We start from the raw sequence: 18,746 nt of genomic DNA, 5'->3' as shown, positions 1-18,746 counted from the left end.
ATATTAAGTATAAAGACAAAGAAAAAGAGCGCTATTTGATCACACTGGCGAGATCAATCAAGCTATTTTTTATCTCTTTGTTTTTAAAAAGGATGTATGAAAAGCGATCGAGTATGATCAGCCCCTGCCTTAAGTGAACGGCATTACCCTTATGGGCGCTTTTTTGATACTATTCAATTAACATATTTTATTAATAAGGACGTTAAATGCTAAAACCATTGTTGTTTGCCGCACTAATACTATTATCTAGTCATACTATCGCCTCTGAACTAGTATTCGTAGCTCCTCCTGCCGAACTTGATATCTCAGTACCACAAGCCAACTGCATGAAAGCCGTTGATGTCATAAAAAACCAAGATGTTGCACTTTTTAAAACGATTTTTTACCCTATTTCAGTAACGGATGCACAAGTCGCACAACATCTAAAAAAAACACATGATGAATACTATGCAAAAGATTATTTAGGAATAAAGAACTTTAAATTAATCAATTACGAAAATTTTTACTTTGAGAATGCTAAAAACTCAAATAATGATAGTGTAAGCTCTGAAGCAAAGCGTCGTGATCATAACATTCAACTCTGGATAGGTTACCATTTTGACTCAATTAACCCCCAAACCAATAAAGAGGAAGTCGGTGGCGGTCATTGCCGCTTCGCCCTAGTGGAAGATAATTGGTATCTGCTTAACTTGTTATAAAGCGTTAAATTGCGAACAACTATATTGACTCTGTTTAGCCTCAGTTTAGACTCACAATATTAAATATGGCATTGCAGTAATCCATTGGATTACTGCAGCAAAGGCGAGAGTATGCAAGAAAAGTTAACTATTAATGACAAATCTTGGTTTGAAACAACTAATTTTAAAGGGATTGAAACTATTAGTTCCACTAGCGATATGTCGCTTAAAGTGGTTTCTTTTTTCTATCCCCTATATATGCCTACGCAGTTATTGCTAACTTTGGGCTTACTATTAATGGGCTTATTACCTTTTATCACTCCTGGTGCAATTGCGTTATACCCACACTTCCCGACAGTGCCACTGGCACTTGTCATTATCAATGTGTGCCTAGTTCCGGGGCATTTTATAATCAGACATTACTTAATCAAGCGTCAATACAAATTGAATGGTACGCAACAGATACACATCAATAACGACAGAATTTCATTACCTGTCAACAGTCTAGTAAATGAGCCAAATGGTCAATTAGAGCTAGCAAAAACAGATATCAGCGGTATAGATATTGTGTATTGGGTGCAAACCAACAAGGGGGTAACCACTCGTACCATTTACGAAACCCATATCTGCCTAGTATCAGGTAAGTCATTAAAGCTAGACGTCCTTCATTACCCACTGAAACATATGTTTTATTTAATGGTATATTTTGACTACCCAGTCAAAATTATTCAACGACATTGCTCTGCTAAATATATTTTTAAAATCGTGCTTTTAGCATTCCCTGTAGTGGCTCATTTCGCATTAACAATCCTTATGGTTGTGCTGATGACTCCTTTAACAATATAAAAATAACATAACATAGGTAATTAACATGGCCATCCCAATTTATTGGCTAAATATTGAACACTCAACTACGCTTTATTTACCCTTCCTATGCAACAACATGGCCCATGATTGTTGGCTAAATATCAAGCAACAACATGGCCATCCATGATTGTTGGCTAAATATCAAGCAATAACCTACGCTTTATTTACTCTTCCTAAATGGTATTTGAAGATGGCCAGACCAAGACTGACAATTGTTAGCTTAGATGACACACCTTCTCCAGCAAATAGAGAGTAGTCACTGCTGTCCGCGAGTCGTCCGTAAGGCTTTTCTGTGTGGTATTATCATTTAACGGGTGAAAACTTTGAGCATCGGCGTGAGTGGGTTGACTCACGTATTCTTGAGCTTGCCACCATCTTTACCATAGATATCTGTGCCTACGCACTCTTTGTAATGAACAGGGAGTAATCACTTGCATGTGGTATTAAAGGTTGATGCAGAAAAAGCGAAATGCTGGTCAGATAAAGAATTGTTAATTCAATGGCACAAAGGCTTTAAAGGTACATTACTGACACAAAAATTTGTTAAAGGTGAGGACCTAAACTCATTTGAGCTTCAAACGGTTAATGAATGCATTACTGAATACCGTAAACGCTTAATTGATATCAGCTGGTTTATGCGCTCCTTGAGTGAGCCAATCGCTCGAATGGTCAATAAAGAAGATAAATGTACCGGAAGATTTTATTCGTTGCCATCCATGGCACTCACCCTTCGGGCCAGCTAAAGCTGTTCAAATTTATTCCCGATAAATTTGTGGGAAGGCGTTTTAAGTCCCAAGCACTGCTTGATGAAGCCGCAGTATTAGCCTGTATGGCTTATGTGGATTTAAACCCAATTCGTGCCAAGATGGCAGCAACTCCAGAAACTTCTGATTACACCAGCATTAAACGTCGAGGTTAAAACATGCCACCCAAAGTTATTGGCCATTAACATATCAACTCCCTGTAGTGTATGTTGATGGATGTAGAACAGAATAAATCGTTAATATGAACATAAAATGATATGTAAATTGTTGAGATTAATGAGGTACAACCAAAGATAATCCACTGACTAGTGGTTGAACAATGTTATCTGTTCGTAATAAGATTAAACAGTTAGATCATAGTAAATGTATAATAAATGGTAACCATATTCACATTACTTATGATGCTTACTTTCTAAATAGTAATGATAAGTGATGTACTGATTTGTCATTAGGTGCTTGTTAATCAAGGACGAATAATCATGAACATTGTCGTTAAGTCGCTAATATTGGCTTCGTTAGTTAGCTTGTCATATGAATCATATGCAGACGATAGTAATTATAATTTTGTTGCGAATAGTAATACTGATAATATTTTTCTTGATAAATGTAAGATTTACAGGGAAATACTAAAAACCAACGATATTGAGTTGTTCAAAACGTTTATCGATCCGTCATTGCATGAGCACCCTCATTTAGCTAAAGGTTTCTCTACTTACGTAAAGAAGTATGAGCGAGAAGTCGGTGAAGAGGCTTATACATTGGAAAGCATTGTCATAGTGAACTTAGAAGACCAAAATTTTGCTGGTGTCGATTACATATATTCATACAATAATGGCAAAGGCCATGGCAACTCAGGTTGTACATTTACCCGCTTAGAAGGTAATCATTGGAAGCTACGAGCTCGTTAACATTAAGAATATTAATAAGCTCTTCAGCAAAATGAAAAAGTGAAGTCGATTAAGGGATAGGATGTTTAACAAGTTAACAGGGACGTTATTGATTACTGCGTCATCATTTTCAATAGTGTCAGCCGTTGAAAAAATAAAGTGGATTTTTATATGCTTTAATCTAGTTTATGTGGTGTTAGCGGTAAGTGTTTTTTCTTTTTCGGCTGAAACTGTCGGGCGTTTAATGTTCAGTATGTTGTTGATGTTGATAGCTTTTAGTTATCAATGTCGATGGTGTTTTGATGCCTCACGTAAGGTGTTAACACAGTTCCATGGTTTCAAGTTAGGGGGGGAATCCATTTATTCCCTTCAACAACAAGATGTTGAGTACTCAATAATAAAAAATATTGAGTTAAAAGAAGTGCATAATACTTATAAAGTGATTTTGCATGTTAAAGAGAGTGAACAAGCTCAATTACCTGAACCGATATCAATATCGTTAAAAGTGAAGCTACATAAGTTGCCCGCATTGGTTCAACAATGTCGAAAAGAGTTAATGTCGCAGGGGATTAATGTTGTCGGTCAATTTGATAGCGTTAGCCGTAAAGATTGGCCAACCTTTAGTTCAGTTTCGCTCGACCAAGATACCGTAAAAGCCTTTATTGGGATTAAGTTATTTAACGACCCGATAAAATTACAATACCCCGTCACACTGTTTATGCTGCCTTTACCTCAGCAATACTTTCATCAAGTCTGGGCTTCAAGTTATATCAGTTTTATAGCTGCCCTGTTTATTCTTTATTCTAGCCAAAATATCGCCGCGGCCATCGTGGTTGCACTATTTGGTGTAGTGGTATCTGCTGTAAGGCGAAAGCTCATTTGCGATAAGCACTATACACAGGGTATATCATCTCCCAATGAAATTGTTATCAGCGAAAATTCACTTGTTATTCCAAGAGTATATTTTGAGGACAAGCAAGTTAGACAGATAGAAAAATCTGCGATTAAATCAATCAATATTGAGTGGAATTGGTATAAAGCTGGCGATGGTGACAGTACCCGGAGGCAATATAGGCGACCTTTTGTATTTAGAGTCAGCATTGATGTGAGTAACGGTGAAAGCATTGTGTTAGCAGGGCAAACGTTTGATAGTAATCAATTTGTTATTGCACTGTGCCAACTCGGGTATAGTGCAACGTTGACGCAAATTTCGAAAATAGCTGCGGTGTGGCGATTTTACATACTCATACCAATAGTTGTCGCGCTACTTGGCATGACAGGCTTTGGCTTGTACTCGCTTTATATTCGTTATTTGGTATAAGAATAAAAAATGAGTAGCATAATGACTATGACAGATTGTCATATTAGAGTTTTTTATTTTCTTCATTGTAAAAGTGATAGCTAATACTATTTAAATGGAGATTAATATGAGATTAATCGTAAGCCTTATAACCATCAGTAGCATAATGTTATTCAGTATTTCAGCGAGTGCCTTGGAGCGCTTCGCGGGAATTGAAGATGGCTCAGATGCGAACCTAAAGGCCGTCTGCAAAGGCTATATGGTCAATAGTTATCTGAAAAATGATCCTGAGTTATTCTTTCATTTATTACCTAAATCGATGAAAAAAATGGAGGCGATGCTTGAGAAAGATTGGCCAGAGGGACACCTAAAACGTTTTGGTGCAGAGCCATTAACGGAATATGATTTTTTTGAGATAGATGATGAGCTCAGGGAATCAATTTATAAAGGTCATCCAGTTAAAAGCATAAGCATAAAATATCAAGCGGGTGTTATGAGGCGTTACCGCGGTAGTTCGTGCTCTTTTGAGCAATTTGAGGATAAACGTTGGTACTTAGCCCAAAAGCCTTAACTAAGTCAAAAAGCCTTATTGTTAAATCAATAGGGCTTTGCTTTTTTAATGCCTAAAAAATATAAAAGGGATTTATGAGTTATAAAATTTGTAAGCAGACAGATGATTGCATTGTGCTGCAAGATACTGGTGGCATTATCGACTTTATTTTTGGTATTGGTATGGCCGCCATGGGGGTAGGTGTTATTTATTTAGGCTGGTTTGGCTACCAAGATACGGGCGAGATATTCATGCCACTCATTATAGCCCTTGTCGGCAGTTGTTTATTCTTCCCTATGTTTAAGCGTAACCGATTAACGATTGATGCGACCCGTAAAGAGGTGGTGAAAACAAAGTCCTGGTTTGGTATAACCAAAGAAAAAGAGATTGTGACTAATAGCAATCTTTCATTACTCGAAATGTCTGGTTTTATTACCGGTGAATTTAACGCTTTTTTTGATCGTCAACAAAGCGTTACACATCATTATGCGCTTAAGTTTTATAGCTACCCTGAATGGCATATCACTATCAGAAATGTTTCAACCATGATCAATATCGTGATGTTTTTTGAAAAACACTTTGATACCGATTTGGCATTAGTTGTTCAGCATAAAAGGCATAAATTTAGTACTAAAGGGTTATTAAAAGACCATAAGCCCACTGCACTTCCAATAGGTGGTTTAGTACGCGAATCTGGCTTTCAGCAACTGACTGTAGGCGGCATGCCTTTTACATCATTAAGATTTTGGCTGTTTGCGATGAGTACCATAGGCATATCATTTTTTATTTCGATATTTATATTTTTCTTTTCTGAATCCGTTTTTACACCCTATGTATCCTTGCCTATTCAATATGCTTTATCAGCGTTACTGATTGGCTTTTTTTCTTGGGTATTTCTTTACCGCGCAGCAGGGACAAAACTCAGAATTTATAATGATACTTTGATTATTAAACATGGTGCATTTAACGAGAAAACCTATAAACGTTCAGATATTATTGGCGTAGTAAACATTACTAGAAATACGTATTTAGTGACTCGGCTAGGTGCAGAATGGTTAGCTTTTAGATTACCCACAGAATACAGCTATGCCATTCATAGTTGGTTAATGCCATATCTGAAACGCTGAATCAGAATACTGGAACCATTTACTTACTTATTTAACTCAACTAACAGGATGTTATTGATGAATATTTTTAAAAAAGCCAGCTTGTTGGTGGCCATGACTACAGCCATTACCACAATGAGCTTTGCTGCATTGGCGAGCAATCAAGGCGCTATTGATGCATTTGAAGCCAAAACTAAACCAATAGCACAAGATGCAAAAGTCTTATCCGACAAGCAATTAGTGTTGATGCAAGAGTTTAATCAGCTCGTGGCGTCGGGTAACACTGCCGCAGTATTTCAAAGTGGTAAGGTTGCAGAGTTACAAGCACTCGGCGAGCAGACGTTGGTGCAAGCTAAGCTATTTGTCAAAGAGTATGAGCAGTTTTTAGCGCAATTACCTGAAACCTCTACCTGTTATACACCTGAAAACGTCACTGAATATAATCAGCTTATTAATGAGGTGGCGACTAAGAATCAATCTTTATCTGAGTTAAGCAGTACGGTCGCACCAGGTGATGAAATGGCTGCTACAATGGCAGTATTAAACTTACAAATGCACGCAGGGCAGGTGAGTGGTTTGGTGCAAATGTTCCAACTGGTGAAGATGTGTTACATCTCTGATGCGATGGGTTATACCAAAGAAGATGTTGAACGAATGCAAGCACTAGAAAATGAGTAATGTGGTTGACGACTATCACATTGCCCATTTTATTTTTTGAAGTGTTGATTTTTTGTAATAATGCAATGTTTTGCTTGTCAGGACTAATTTAGTTTATTTTGAATCAATCACTTATCAGTTTTTAAGGTTGTATTAAGTTGTTAATTTATATATATTTAACAACTTATTCATCTCGAAAATATTAAGGATAATATGCAAGAGGTTATTAAATCGGATAAAAAGTATGCAGTAGCAGTGATTCTATCTGGAATATTTGGCGTATTGGGCATTCATCATTTTTATTGTGGAAGAATGGCTCATGGTGCATTTGATTTAGCTTTAGCGATTGTAGGTATTAGTTTGATGCAGTCTGATGACTTTTCGCTATTTATGATTGGTTTGGGCCTATTTATTATTGATGTTATCCATACTGTGATCGTGACGTTTATACTATTGGTTGGAAACTATAAAGATGGACAAGGTAAATTAATTACCTATCCGGGACAAAAAATTTAATTAAGGGATTACAATGTCAGAGATTCAATTAAGCGATAAAGGTTTTGTGCCAACACTATTACTGTGTTTTTTCTTGGGTGTTTTTGGTGCACATCGTTTTTATGTCGGTAAAATTGGTACCGGTATCTTAATGTTGTTAACCTTAGGTGGTTTAGGCATATGGTCATTGATTGATTTTATTATTATCGCTGTTGGTAGCTTTAAGGATAAACAAGGTAATATGATTAAAGCGGGCTAGTTTTTTGTTGCTTGATAAAAAACCATTAGCTTTTGCTAATGGTTTTTACATTGCGGGTAAGCTATAAGCTTCTTATGGTGTTGTTTTTAGTGACAATAGATGATTGTATAATATTTGGGTAAAGCGTTCTGAATTGTCATAAGTCAACATCAGTTGATTATTTGCGTCTTTCGTATTGAAAGCTTTATTTAAATTGACTTCAATTAACTGTTGATCTGCAACTAAATAATATGTAGGAAGAATGTACTCAGCAACTTCATCATTTATAGCGTCCTCAGTGCTAATAATTAATGGCTGACTACTTGGACTCATGCTGCGTTCTACTGTAAATGTCGTTTCTGGTTGCAGGTCAATATCAAGCAGAGTGATCTTACTTTGTTGCTCATCGACGATGATAAACTCTGGATATAAACTATCAAATTGTGCTCTAGCGACATCATCTACTGTGATCATATCAGCTGTCTCATAATCAGGAAGGTCGTAGATTTGATAATTATTGACTTCACGACACATGACATCAGCTTCTTGAGATACGTTTATAGAATATAATGTTTGTGGCCAATTAATCGTGTTGAATTTAAGACTTTCAGGAATAATATTAAGTATTGAGCTCCAGCTATCACTTGGTGTGAGTATTTTTTCTACATTAATTGTGACATTAACATCTGTTGAGTCATACACTGTTTTGTAACTATTACCTTCTATAAACGGTTCAGTCTTCGGCAATGGTGCAATGGTATACCAACCGTTATGGGTTGTGTTCCAGCATTCTATTTCAACTTCTTGCTCATCTATATCTTTAGGAAATTCGGTAACATACCCTATTCCGTCAATAGAGGTTGACCCTATTACTGTCTTCCCTGTCTCATCATTGTCTAGTGAGAATGTACTGAACTGTGACAGTAACGATAGCGATAAGGTATTAGTGAAACCTTTATCATTAATAATATTACCAAGCACAATATCCCAATCATTTTGTGACAGAATACGAGAATCGATAGGTAATTCTGTAAATCCTAATGCGATGGCTGAGTCACTAAAGAGAATGTTAGCGGCTAAAGTAAAGGCGTCATCTGAGAAAAACTCTTCGATAGAAAGACCGCTATCACTTAATATTTGCCAAAGTTGAGCATACGTAGCTGCAAGAATTTTTTCTGCTGCAATTAAGTTTGGAATTTGAGTCGCGATGACTTGCTGTAAATAAGCAATGGCATAGTCTATGCGCGTAAAGCTAGCTTTGGCTGACATTTCAGCAGAAACTGAGTACAGCGTATTTGCATCTAATTGATACAAAATAGCTAATAGTGCGTCTAACTCGGTTGATAGTTGACTAATGTCACTGTCAGACAGGTCTTGATTCATCATTTCTATCACGCGAGACTGCTTGATATGTGTCAGATTGTTAATCGCGCCATTATATTCTGGGCTTGCGATTAATGTACCTTGTCCTACATCATTAACGATAGCTTTTGGTGCTGTTCGGTTAGTCGGGTTTTTAATCTTAAGTGCTAAAGAGCTGGCCTGGATTACTTGTGTTGCTGTCGCTGCTTCCCAATTAGCCACTAAATAATAGTCTGGCGTTTCAACTTCACTTTTCCAATCTATTTGATAGTTACCGTCAGCATCGGTAATTGCGAATGGTTCATCGCTATCACAAGTTAAGTTTTTATTTAAATCAGCACAAACCGTTGCACCAGATAATGCGCCTTGGTAGACAGCAAGACCGGCTACTTGGTGAGTGTATTCTGATGCTACTGGTGGCGTTGTAGGATTGGTAGGTGTGCCGGCATCAGGTTGGGTTACGTCTGTAGTTGAGTCATCGTCTGATGATCCACAACCTGCTAATAGTGCGCCAGAGATTAAAATGGCTAATAAACTTTTATGGTGCATTAATGTGTCCTTACATTGGATTGTGACTGTGCTTTCACCGATATGTTGATTACCGCACAGTGTCGTGATACATCGTAATACATCTGTCAACTCACTTTTATCCAGTGAATACGTGTCCAGAATGCAGTATTGATGCGGTTTTATAAATAGAGATGGTTAACCTGCCGCGTAGGCAAATAACTGACCTCGACTTTTAATCTTGGTTTTTTTATAAATATTTTGCACGTGCATTTTGACCGTGTTAACGGAAATGTTGAGCTCTTTGGCCATTTCTTCGTTAGTAAGTCCATGCAGTATAAGCGATAGAATTTGTTGTTCTTTTTTTGTGGTCACCGCAAGAATTTTAGCGCGGTTGCCTGACGACGGAACTCGTTTTTTTTGCAAAATGTACTTAGATACGGCTTTATCGCTAAAGCTAATATCGCCATCTTGTACTTTGTTTATGCTCTGTATTTGATCGACCAGGCTTGCGTCGATGCTCATCGCCGCATGAAATCCAGAAGAGATTAGAATCACTTCGAGCTCTACGTTTAATGCTGGGCAATAGGCAATATGTAAATGACTCTTAAACAATTCTGCAGATAAATAGCTTATCTCTTGTAGCGGGTGCTCAAGGTAATGAATCAATATTGCGGTGCTATTTTCAATACTCGCAATCGTCGACAACTCAGCAGATGCGCAGCTTGAACTGCATGTAATAAGATTGCATTCTATGAGATTTGCAAGATGCTGAAATGGCTCTTGCAGATGTAGAGGGAAATCGAGAATAAGCAGGTGTTTAGTGAGCATGTTACTTTCCTTGTTTAAAAATACAGCATCCCTTTGCGGTATTTTTTGAGCCTCGCGGTTGCCTGTTATGCAGAAAGTGGCATCGCTTAGTTATCAAAATTGCGTACTGTTAACTTGTTTTGTATTTTTGGCGCTAGCTCTGATCTTGCCTGGGCTTGTCACATTGTTTGCATTTAAATTTGTGCAGTTTATGAGCCGAGTAAGATAAATTAAAAAAATGGAGCTGTACATTATGCTCATGCTATAACTTGACAAATACAGCGTAAGTACATGTTTACACGCTGTATTTGAGGTCGTTTTTTGCTGTTTAAATGAGCAGGGCGATATAGTACAACATTATAATCCTGTTGCATACGGTAAAATGGGTGTTTTTTCATTCAAGACCCATTCTTTACGATATACCCTTTGTGCTGTGAGGCGGTTAACGTTTAGGTTTGCGTGAATGGCTAGGTTTGCCCTTGTTTGCGGCGGGTTTTTTAGGCTTGCTGCCTCGACCTTGCATAAAGTGTTCTGGGCCTTCAATAGTGTCGCGCATACTCTTGAGTGGCTTTTTCTTGGCTTTTTGCGGGGCTTTTTTTACTTCAGATGACGAGTGTTCAATCAACTTCATTAAGGTACTGAGCTCTTGCTCGTCTAAATCACGCCATTCACCTATCGGCAATCCTTTAAGCGACACATTCATTATTGATTGGCGCTCAAGCTTGGTGACTTCAAAGTTAAAGTATTCGCACATGCGGCGAATTTGGCGGTTAAGGCCTTGGACTAACACAATTTTAAATGCATAAGGTGACACTTGCTCAACCTTACACTTTTTGGTCACTACGCCCAGGATGGGGACGCCAGCAGACATGCCTTTGATAAAGTCATCGGTGATAGGCTTGTTTACGGTAACCACATATTCTTTGTCGTGATTATTACCCGCACGCAAGATTTTATTAACTAAATCACCATTGTTAGTTAAAAATATTAGCCCTTGTGAATCTTTGTCTAAACGCCCAATGGGGAATACCCGTTCGCTGTGGTTAACAAAGTCGACAATATTGTCGCGCTCAGTACCTTCGGTGGTACTGACAATGCCGACAGGCTTATTTAATGCGATAAACACTAAATCGGCTTCGTCACGTGGCTCAATGTCCTGGCCATTCACTTTCACTTTGTCACCTAACTCAACGGTGTCACCAATTTTTGCGCGTTTACCGTTAATAAATACATTGCCCTGTTCAATGAAGCGATCGGCTTCTCGGCGTGAGCATATTCCGCTCTCGCTGATGTATTTATTTAAACGGGTTGCAGATTCACTCATAGCGGTTCCTTTATCAACATAAACGCGCTGCAATGGCAGGCTGGATCGGCGCTGATAATATCATAAACTTTTTGATTATTCTTTAAGGCAAAGCCTTTAAAGCTTGATGTATAAATCACCCAAGTCACATTACAAATCAAAGCCCAGTTGCGCAGTGGTGTCTTTATGTTGAGGTAATAAGTTGATGTTTGCCAGTGGCGTGGCAGAGTTATGAAGCTGCCGTTGTAGCAACCGATATAAATCGACGGCTAACTGCGGTGCATCTTGGTTGTCTGGCGTGTGAATAAACACATAAGGTTGTTTGCCCTCGGCCACCCATAATGGCAATTGCTTAAGCCAGTTTTTAAAGAAATGCATATTCGCTTCTGCTTGTGGGTGCCCAATAAAACGCACCACAGGATGTTGCGCAGTGGCAATGGCATGTACTGGTACTTTAGGCTTTTTTTGATGAGCATCAATCACCGCCGCAGAGGTGGGCGGCGCAGCAAAGACTGGGCGAGTGTCCATAATAATGCGATTGCATTGGTTATCGATAAGTAAGCGATTAAGGTCGCGTTCGGCATCACCTTTGGCAAAAAAGGCTTGATGACGAACTTCGACACCATAAGTTAACCCTTGAGGTACTTGCGTTAAAAATTGCGCTAAAACCGGCAAATGTTGCGGACCAAAGCTGGCAGGTAATTGAATTTTCCACATACCTGTTACGTCGAGTAATGGTGCCATCACCGAGAAAAACTGTTGTAACGCGGGGCCGGCGTTGTGCAGCTTTAGTTCGTGAGTAATGTGCTTGGGCAACTTAAAGGTAAAGCGAAAATCCTGGCTGACTGCTGCGCGCCAAATTTTGGCTTGGGTAACTGATGGCGTGGCGTAAAACGTAGTGTTGCCCTCAACGGTATTAAAGATGTCAGCATAGCGGGCTAAACGCTGGCTTGAGTCATTATTGCCATACACGGTTTGCTGCCAATGGTTTTGCGACCACATTGCTAACCCCAATCGTATGAATGGTGCATGCGGTTGTTGAGCTGATGTCGGGGAATGCGTATTCAAAATGTTCCTCAGAATAAAAACGGTTTTTGGCTTGTTTATGACAAAAAACGCTTTAACGGCTTAAAAAATGATATTTAGTTATTTTGTCTATATCTAATCAGTTTGCCCATCTGATAAAATTAGCCTCATTGGCTATGCTATCTGGTTATCATATCAGCCAGAAAACAAAAAATGCATTATCTTGGTGTTAAGCGTGAGTTGGAGTGTTTGTGTCTAGTTCTGATCCTGAAAGTCAGTTTGATAATTACCGCCCTAAAGCGTCTTCGGCAAAGCCGGTTAAAGTTCGTAAAAGTAAAGCTGGCTGGTTACTGATTATTTTTATTTTAGCGACAGCCTATTTGGTTGAATTTGAAGTAAGAACGTCTTATTACCAATCGTACTTTTTACACCAGTATGCGACCAAGTTGACCTATCAGCTACGTGACTATCGTAGCGACGCAGTTATTTACCCTAAATATGGCCCGTTTGATGACCGACATGGTTATAGCCAACTGCCGCAAAAAATTGAGCGCTTAATCGAACGTAATTACCAAATTACCAAGCAAGTGGCGTTTTCGCCGATGTTGATGGATTACACCGAAAAAGGCTTTTTTCCTCCGTATCACGAAAAAGCCCAATCAGGTTTATTAATTAAAGACTGCCGCGACATGACAGTGTTTGATTTCTCATACCCTAAACGCGTGTATCAAGACCAGGACAATATTCCGCAACAAGTCATTAGTACCCTGTTGTTTATTGAAAACCGTGAAATGCTCAGCCCTGAAACCAATTACAACCCTGTGGTCGATTGGCCTCGTTTTGTGTTGGCTGCGGCCAGCCAAATTGCTGAAATTGCCGGTGTCGACATGTCTAAAGCCGGTGGCAGTACGTTAGCCACTCAAATTGAAAAATTTAGGCACTCTAATCATGGCTTAACCTTAAGCATTAAAGACAAGTTACTGCAAATTGGTTCGGCCATTGTGCGGGTGTATCAACAGGGCGAAAGTACCATTAATGCTCGCCAGCGTATTGTGCAAGATTATCTTAATACCGTGCCGTTATCGTCGGCTCCCGGTTTTGGTGAAGTGCATGGTATTGGTGATGGTTTATGGGCATGGTTTAAAACTGATTTTACTCAGGCCAATCAGCTACTGCTTAGCCGTCATACCCAACAAAACTCAGCGCAGCGCGGTAAGGTGTTTAGAGAGATTGTGGCGTTAATGATTGCCCAGCGTCGTCCGTCATATTACTTATTGCAAGGCCATGATGATTTAGAGTCGTTGGTTGACAGCTATTTACGTTTATTGGGCCGCGATGGCCTGATTGAAACCCAGTTAATGGTGTCGGCGTTAGAACAAACTCTTACCTTTAACACTACTAAGTTAGCAAGCACTAACCCTGCTAATAATAAAGGCGTTAACGCCGTACGCATTCGCACAGCGGGCATGTTAGATCTTAACTTATTCGACTTAGACCGTTACGATTTAACGATTAACAGTACATACCATGGTGACTTACAGCAAAAAGTGAGTGATTACTTACGCAGCCTGGCAAACGTCAGTTCAGCCGAACGCATTGGTTTATTGGGCGAGCGTTTATTGTCTGCGCAGCAACTCGATAAAGTGCTATACAGCTTTACTTTATATGAAAGCACCGACAGCGCTAACCGTGTGCGTATTCAAACCGACAGTATTGATCAGCCTTTTGATATTAACGAAGGCAGTAAACTCGAGCTCGGCTCTACCGCTAAGCTGCGGGTATTGGCAACGTACCTAGACATTATTGCCGAGTTGCAACAGCGTTTCTCAGCCATGACGGTAGCCGATTTACGCCAGGTCGATGTAGAGCGCAAAGACCATATTACTCGCTGGGTGGTGGATTATTTAATTACCACACGTGATCGTAATTTAACTCGTATGCTCGACGCGGCGCTGCAACGTGAATATTCAGCTTCACCAGATGAGCGCTTCTTCACGGGTGGTGGTCTGCATGTATTTAATAACTTTAATAAGAAAGAAAACAGCCGCGTACCCACCTTATATCAAGCCTTACAAGAGTCGATAAACTTACCGTTTGTACGCTTAATGCGCGACATTGTTAGCTACAGCAGTAGTTACAATAGCGAAGGTAGCGTGTCGCAATTATTGCGCAATGACAAAGACCCACGCCGCGAAGAATACCTAAAAGCGTTTGCTAAGCGTGAGGGGAGTTCGTTTGTAAAACGTTTTTACCGTAAATACCGCCAACTTGCGCCAGAGCAACGTTTAGAGGTGTTATTTGATGGGATCTCGCAACAAGAGCATAAGTTAACGGCGGCGTATCGTTATTTAAAACCCTACGACGGTGCCCGCGAACTTAAGGCCTTTTTAAGCGCGCGTTTGCCGACTAAAAACTTTACCGATAAACAAATTAACTTACTGTATAACAAGTACGGCGAAGAAAAATTCAACCTTGCCGACCAGGGTTATATTACCCGAGTGCACCCGTTGGAATTATGGGTATTACGTTATTTAAATGATTACCCAGAAACCGGCTTAACTCAGGTATTAGACGATGCCCAACCTCAACTGCAAGAGGTTTATCGTTGGCTATTTAGAACCCGCCATCAAAATGCCCGAGATGTGCGGATCCAGGTCATGCTAGAGGTTGAAGCATTTTTAAGTATCCACCAACGGTGGGTACGAATGGGTTATCCGTTTGAATATATGGTGCCATCGTTAGGTTCTGCGTTAGGCAGCTCGGGCGACAGGCCTGCTGCACTAGCCGATTTAATGGGCATCATTCAAAATGACGGTTATCGTTTCCCAACCGTGCGCATTGATGAACTGCAATTTGCTAAAGACACCCCATATGAGGTGACGCTTGCCAATAATAAGCAAATGGTCACACGAGTGATGCATCAGGAAGTGGCTAGGGCTCTTAAGCGCGCGCTTGCGAATGTGGTACAAAATGGCACCGCCAGACGACTCAATGGCAGCTTGTTAGACAGTCAAGGCCAGGCGATTATCATGGGCGGTAAAACCGGTACCGGCGACAACCGCATCGCAACCGAAATCCGTAATGGGCGTAAGGTATCATCAACAGCGATTAACCGCACAGCAACGTTTGTGTTTTACCTGGGCGATCGCCACTTTGGTACGTTAACGGCATTTGTTCCAGGAGAAAAAGCAGATGATTTTAGCTTTACCTCTGCACTGCCATTACAAGTGTTAAAAGGCATGATGCCAATTCTGTCGCCAATGATTAATCAAACTGAGCAGTGCCAGCCAGGGTTGTAATAGAGGCTGAAGCAATAGCTCAAGCTTTAAAGCAGTAGATTAAAAGAGTCAGTTAAACTAAAAGCCCATGGATGATCCATGGGCTTTATTGATCCTGAGTTCTGGCCAGTGAATTATTGATACAAGCTGAGCATCACCACTAGATGGCACACAGCAACCACACTGGTGAGGATGGTACGCAGGGTAATGTAGCGGGTGGTCGCAGACAATTGTTTGGCTTTAAACTCAATATACAATAAATACACGTAGCCACTGACCAATAAGATTAATGCCGACAATTCAAACGGTGTTAATAGCGCAATCCAACAGCCTAGGGCAATAACGTTACTGATAATCAATAATTTAGCGATACTGTCATCAAGATTTAATACTACCGCTTTGCCCCACAATGCTCCCGCCATAAAACTTAAAATAATCGCACTGTAACTAATAAAGCCAAGTAAGGTATGCTCAGGTGATAACACACTATGGTTAAACGCCAACAGGCTCAGTGTGATAAACGGAATTAAGCCTGCAAATCCGAGCCATTGCCAAGTGCTGATATTTTTCATGCTATCTCCTTTGGTATAAATAACGCCGTTAACTCCAATATAAATGATCTTAGTTGTACAACCTATAGGTGAATGAAGCCCAATGAATATTTATCTTAAAGACGTTAGCGAACAAGATTTAAGCTTATTATTTGAGTTTCAAAATGATCCTGTCGCCAACAATATGGCCGATGTTCCGGCGCGGACACGCGAGGCGTTTTATCAGCATTGGCAGCAGAATATTTTTGCCAATGATCAAGGTATCGCAATCGGTATTTGGCATAACAATTTGTTGGTTGGCCATTTGGTGTCGTGGGTAAATCTTGAATTAGCCACAATCGATGAGCCAGAAGTGCGTCTTATTGGCTACTGGATTGGGCGAAAATACTGGGGGCAGGGGATTGCGACTCAAGCACTTAAGTTGTTTTTACAGCAATACATAAGCAGCCCTGTTTACGCTTATATTGATGCGCAAAATCAAGGCTCGTTAAGGGTGGCTCAGGCTAATGGGTTTGCGGATGTTACGCCGCAATACCCATCGCTGTTTGCTAAAGATAACTTATTAATACTTAAGCGTGATAGCGTTAAAAGTTAATGACCAGCACCGCCACATCCACCACAACAACTGCCGCCATTACCTTGTTTTTTCTGTGATGTTTCTGCTGTTGTCGTTTTCGCTTCAACGCTATTAGTCTCTAGCGCTTTTTGGGTCACTTGGCTAACCGATTCTGTTTGTTTGGCTGGTTTAAAAATACCGCTAATTGAAAAACTCATGGTGATGCCTCGTGATAAAGTGGTTAGTGACTAATCGTAAACAATTTAAATAATTTAAACATATAAATATATTGCATGTTTAAATTGTATTCTTCTTCCTGTGTGAGTCAAGTGCTTTTAGTGATGCGCAGAAAGTCCTTTTGCGGCATGTGTGCTGCCTCACATTGTGTGGTGAAGGCAAATGATATTGATGAGCAGATCATTTACGTGATTGCAATAAAGGATCTGGTTTATACTAGCGGCTCTTGTTATTGGAGTGCTTATGTCTTTTGCTGGATTATCGTTACATCCCACCTTATTAACTCGCTTAGCAGAATTAAATTATCAGCAAGCTACACCTATTCAATTAAGCGCTATTCCGGTGATATTAAGCGGTAAAGATGTGATGGCGGGCGCGCAAACCGGCACGGGTAAAACGGCCGCTTTTGCGCTGCCCATATTACAATCAATTTTGAATCAACAACTGCCTGCGCCATCACAATCAACACAAGCACTGTCAACAGAAACACAATCACCTCAAACGCAAGAAAAGCCGCAGAGTATTAGCAAGGTTATTCGTGCACTCGTGTTAGTGCCTACCCGCGAATTAGCACAACAAGTTCACCACAGCATTGAGCAATATGCCCACGGCAGCGGCATTACCAGCGTGATGGTATATGGCGGTGTCAGTATTGGCGCGCAAATTACTCAGCTCAACAATGGCACCGACATTTTGGTGGCAACCCCAGGGCGATTATTGGATTTATTGCGTAAGCGAACGCTTACTCTGTCGCAGTTAACGCATCTCGTGTTTGACGAAGCTGACCGTATGCTTGATATGGGCTTTAAAGATGAGATTATCGATGTACTCAAACAAGTGCCTAAAACACGGCAGACCCTGTTGTTTTCAGCCACGTTAGATGACCGTATTTTTAGCTTTAGTAAACGCTTACTGCAATCGCCTAAAGTCATCGAAGTTGCTAAGCGTAACACCACCGCCGCGAGTATTGTTGAACGCGTTTATAACCTCGACGGCAACCGAAAATGTGCGGCGTTGTGTCATTTAATCAAAGTGGAGAATTGGCAACAAACCTTGATTTTTAGCCGTACCAAACAAGGTGCTGATGCCCTAGTGAAACAAATGAAACAGGCAGGTGTGAGCGCAGAGGCATTTCATGCGGATTTGTCGCAAGCAGTGCGTGAGCAAGTGCTAAATCACTTTAAGAGCGGTGAGCTAACAGCATTAGTGGCCACCGACGTAGCAGCCAGAGGCCTCGATATTAACGAGTTGAATTACGTGGTGAATATGGAGTTACCGTTTCAGGTTGAAGACTATGTTCACCGAATTGGCCGCACAGGCCGTGCGGGTAATCAGGGCCAAGCCGTTACGTTACTCAGTGTCGATGATGAGCCGTTATTGGTTAAGTTAGAAACCTTTTTAGACCGCCGATTGCCGCAACAATGGTTAGCAGGCTATGAGCCAGACCTAGACCAAATGGCTGTTACCACGCGTAAAACCACCAAGAGCGCGCTAAAACAACAAGCCCGTAAAAAAGCCTTAGGCCAACGTCCGTCACGCAATAAAAAATAATTGTGTTTGCGCGACTTTCTTATG

18 protein-coding genes and 1 pseudogene are annotated in these 18,746 nt (G+C 40.3%); 13 read left to right on the top strand and 6 right to left on the bottom strand.

Annotated elements, in window-relative coordinates:
* The first annotated feature begins 206 nt into the window (after positions 1-206).
* The 10 genes and pseudogenes from AC19MV_RS21785 to AC19MV_RS21740 all read left to right on the top strand — a co-directional run bounded on the left by AC19MV_RS21785 (position 207) and on the right by AC19MV_RS21740 (position 7,562).
* On the top strand, positions 207-698 hold the full coding sequence (locus tag AC19MV_RS21785) for a hypothetical protein (RefSeq protein ID WP_059746170.1): 492 nt from the start codon (positions 207-209) through the stop codon (positions 696-698).
* A 111-nt stretch (positions 699-809) separates the two neighbouring features.
* Positions 810-1,523, top strand: coding sequence for a hypothetical protein (locus AC19MV_RS21780; RefSeq protein WP_235088063.1), 714 nt, complete (start codon positions 810-812; stop codon positions 1,521-1,523).
* A gap of 211 nt (positions 1,524-1,734) precedes the next feature.
* Positions 1,735-2,457: pseudogene (locus AC19MV_RS21775) on the top strand (transposase); the annotation flags it as partial.
* A 330-nt stretch (positions 2,458-2,787) separates the two neighbouring features.
* A complete protein-coding gene (locus tag AC19MV_RS21770) occupies positions 2,788-3,216 on the top strand; it encodes a hypothetical protein (RefSeq protein ID WP_498309930.1) in 429 nt (142 codons plus the stop codon).
* Positions 3,217-3,277: 61 nt separating this feature from the next.
* The gene (locus AC19MV_RS21765) at positions 3,278-4,516 is read left to right on the top strand and encodes a hypothetical protein (RefSeq protein WP_498309929.1); all 1,239 of its coding nucleotides are present in this window, start codon (positions 3,278-3,280) and stop codon (positions 4,514-4,516) included.
* A 145-nt stretch (positions 4,517-4,661) separates the two neighbouring features.
* Positions 4,662-5,066, top strand: coding sequence for a hypothetical protein (locus AC19MV_RS21760; protein WP_498309928.1), 405 nt, complete (start codon positions 4,662-4,664; stop codon positions 5,064-5,066).
* A gap of 74 nt (positions 5,067-5,140) precedes the next feature.
* Positions 5,141-6,172, top strand: coding sequence for a hypothetical protein (locus AC19MV_RS21755; protein WP_498309927.1), 1,032 nt, complete (start codon positions 5,141-5,143; stop codon positions 6,170-6,172).
* A 57-nt stretch (positions 6,173-6,229) separates the two neighbouring features.
* Positions 6,230-6,829: a hypothetical protein gene (locus AC19MV_RS21750; RefSeq protein WP_432405410.1), complete on the top strand. Its 600-nt coding sequence runs from the start codon at positions 6,230-6,232 to the stop codon at positions 6,827-6,829.
* A gap of 192 nt (positions 6,830-7,021) precedes the next feature.
* Entirely contained in the window at positions 7,022-7,324 is a 303-nt protein-coding gene (locus AC19MV_RS21745; protein ID WP_432405408.1) for an NINE protein, read from the top strand.
* 13 nt (positions 7,325-7,337) lie between these two features.
* The gene (locus tag AC19MV_RS21740) at positions 7,338-7,562 is read left to right on the top strand and encodes an NINE protein (RefSeq protein WP_498309926.1); all 225 of its coding nucleotides are present in this window, start codon (positions 7,338-7,340) and stop codon (positions 7,560-7,562) included.
* 72 nt (positions 7,563-7,634) lie between these two features.
* On the opposite strand, the gene AC19MV_RS21735 is transcribed toward AC19MV_RS21740, so the two are convergent.
* From AC19MV_RS21735 to AC19MV_RS21720, 4 genes are all read right to left on the bottom strand, one after another.
* A complete protein-coding gene (locus AC19MV_RS21735) occupies positions 7,635-9,452 on the bottom strand; it encodes a hypothetical protein (protein WP_498309925.1) in 1,818 nt (605 codons plus the stop codon).
* Between the two features lie 156 nt (positions 9,453-9,608).
* The gene (locus AC19MV_RS21730) at positions 9,609-10,241 is read right to left on the bottom strand and encodes a helix-turn-helix domain-containing protein (RefSeq protein WP_432405402.1); all 633 of its coding nucleotides are present in this window, start codon (positions 10,239-10,241) and stop codon (positions 9,609-9,611) included.
* A gap of 421 nt (positions 10,242-10,662) precedes the next feature.
* Positions 10,663-11,544 carry a 23S rRNA pseudouridine(2604) synthase RluF gene (gene rluF, locus AC19MV_RS21725; protein WP_432405393.1) on the bottom strand — a complete coding sequence of 294 codons (882 nt, stop codon included), beginning with the start codon at positions 11,542-11,544 and terminating at the stop codon, positions 10,663-10,665.
* Between the two features lie 129 nt (positions 11,545-11,673).
* On the bottom strand, positions 11,674-12,543 hold the full coding sequence (locus AC19MV_RS21720) for a DUF72 domain-containing protein (RefSeq protein ID WP_498309931.1): 870 nt from the start codon (positions 12,541-12,543) through the stop codon (positions 11,674-11,676).
* A gap of 257 nt (positions 12,544-12,800) precedes the next feature.
* On the opposite strand from AC19MV_RS21720, the gene AC19MV_RS21715 reads away from it, so the two are divergent.
* Positions 12,801-15,848, top strand: coding sequence for a transglycosylase domain-containing protein (locus tag AC19MV_RS21715; RefSeq protein WP_498309924.1), 3,048 nt, complete (start codon positions 12,801-12,803; stop codon positions 15,846-15,848).
* 113 nt (positions 15,849-15,961) lie between these two features.
* Here AC19MV_RS21715 and AC19MV_RS21710 read toward each other — a convergent pair whose 3' ends face one another.
* Positions 15,962-16,399, bottom strand: a complete 438-nt coding sequence (locus tag AC19MV_RS21710; RefSeq protein WP_498299677.1) for a DUF3429 domain-containing protein — start codon at positions 16,397-16,399, stop codon at positions 15,962-15,964.
* A gap of 82 nt (positions 16,400-16,481) precedes the next feature.
* Between AC19MV_RS21710 and AC19MV_RS21705 the strand changes: the two genes are divergently transcribed.
* Positions 16,482-16,973 carry a GNAT family N-acetyltransferase gene (locus AC19MV_RS21705; protein WP_498309923.1) on the top strand — a complete coding sequence of 164 codons (492 nt, stop codon included), beginning with the start codon at positions 16,482-16,484 and terminating at the stop codon, positions 16,971-16,973.
* Here the strand turns inward: AC19MV_RS21705 and AC19MV_RS21700 are convergent.
* A complete protein-coding gene (locus tag AC19MV_RS21700) occupies positions 16,970-17,152 on the bottom strand; it encodes a CCGSCS motif protein (RefSeq protein WP_498309922.1) in 183 nt (60 codons plus the stop codon). The two genes, AC19MV_RS21705 and AC19MV_RS21700, sit on opposite strands and share 4 nt — an antisense overlap.
* Before the next feature lie 262 nt (positions 17,153-17,414).
* Between AC19MV_RS21700 and AC19MV_RS21695 the strand changes: the two genes are divergently transcribed.
* Positions 17,415-18,722: a DEAD/DEAH box helicase gene (locus AC19MV_RS21695; RefSeq protein WP_498309921.1), complete on the top strand. Its 1,308-nt coding sequence runs from the start codon at positions 17,415-17,417 to the stop codon at positions 18,720-18,722.
* The last annotated feature ends 24 nt before the right edge of the window (positions 18,723-18,746 follow it).

The organism is Shewanella sp. MF05913 (assembly GCF_059758095.1).
The sequence above is the reverse complement of the archived record's forward strand: the minus strand, read 5'-3'. Positions and strand labels throughout refer to the sequence as shown.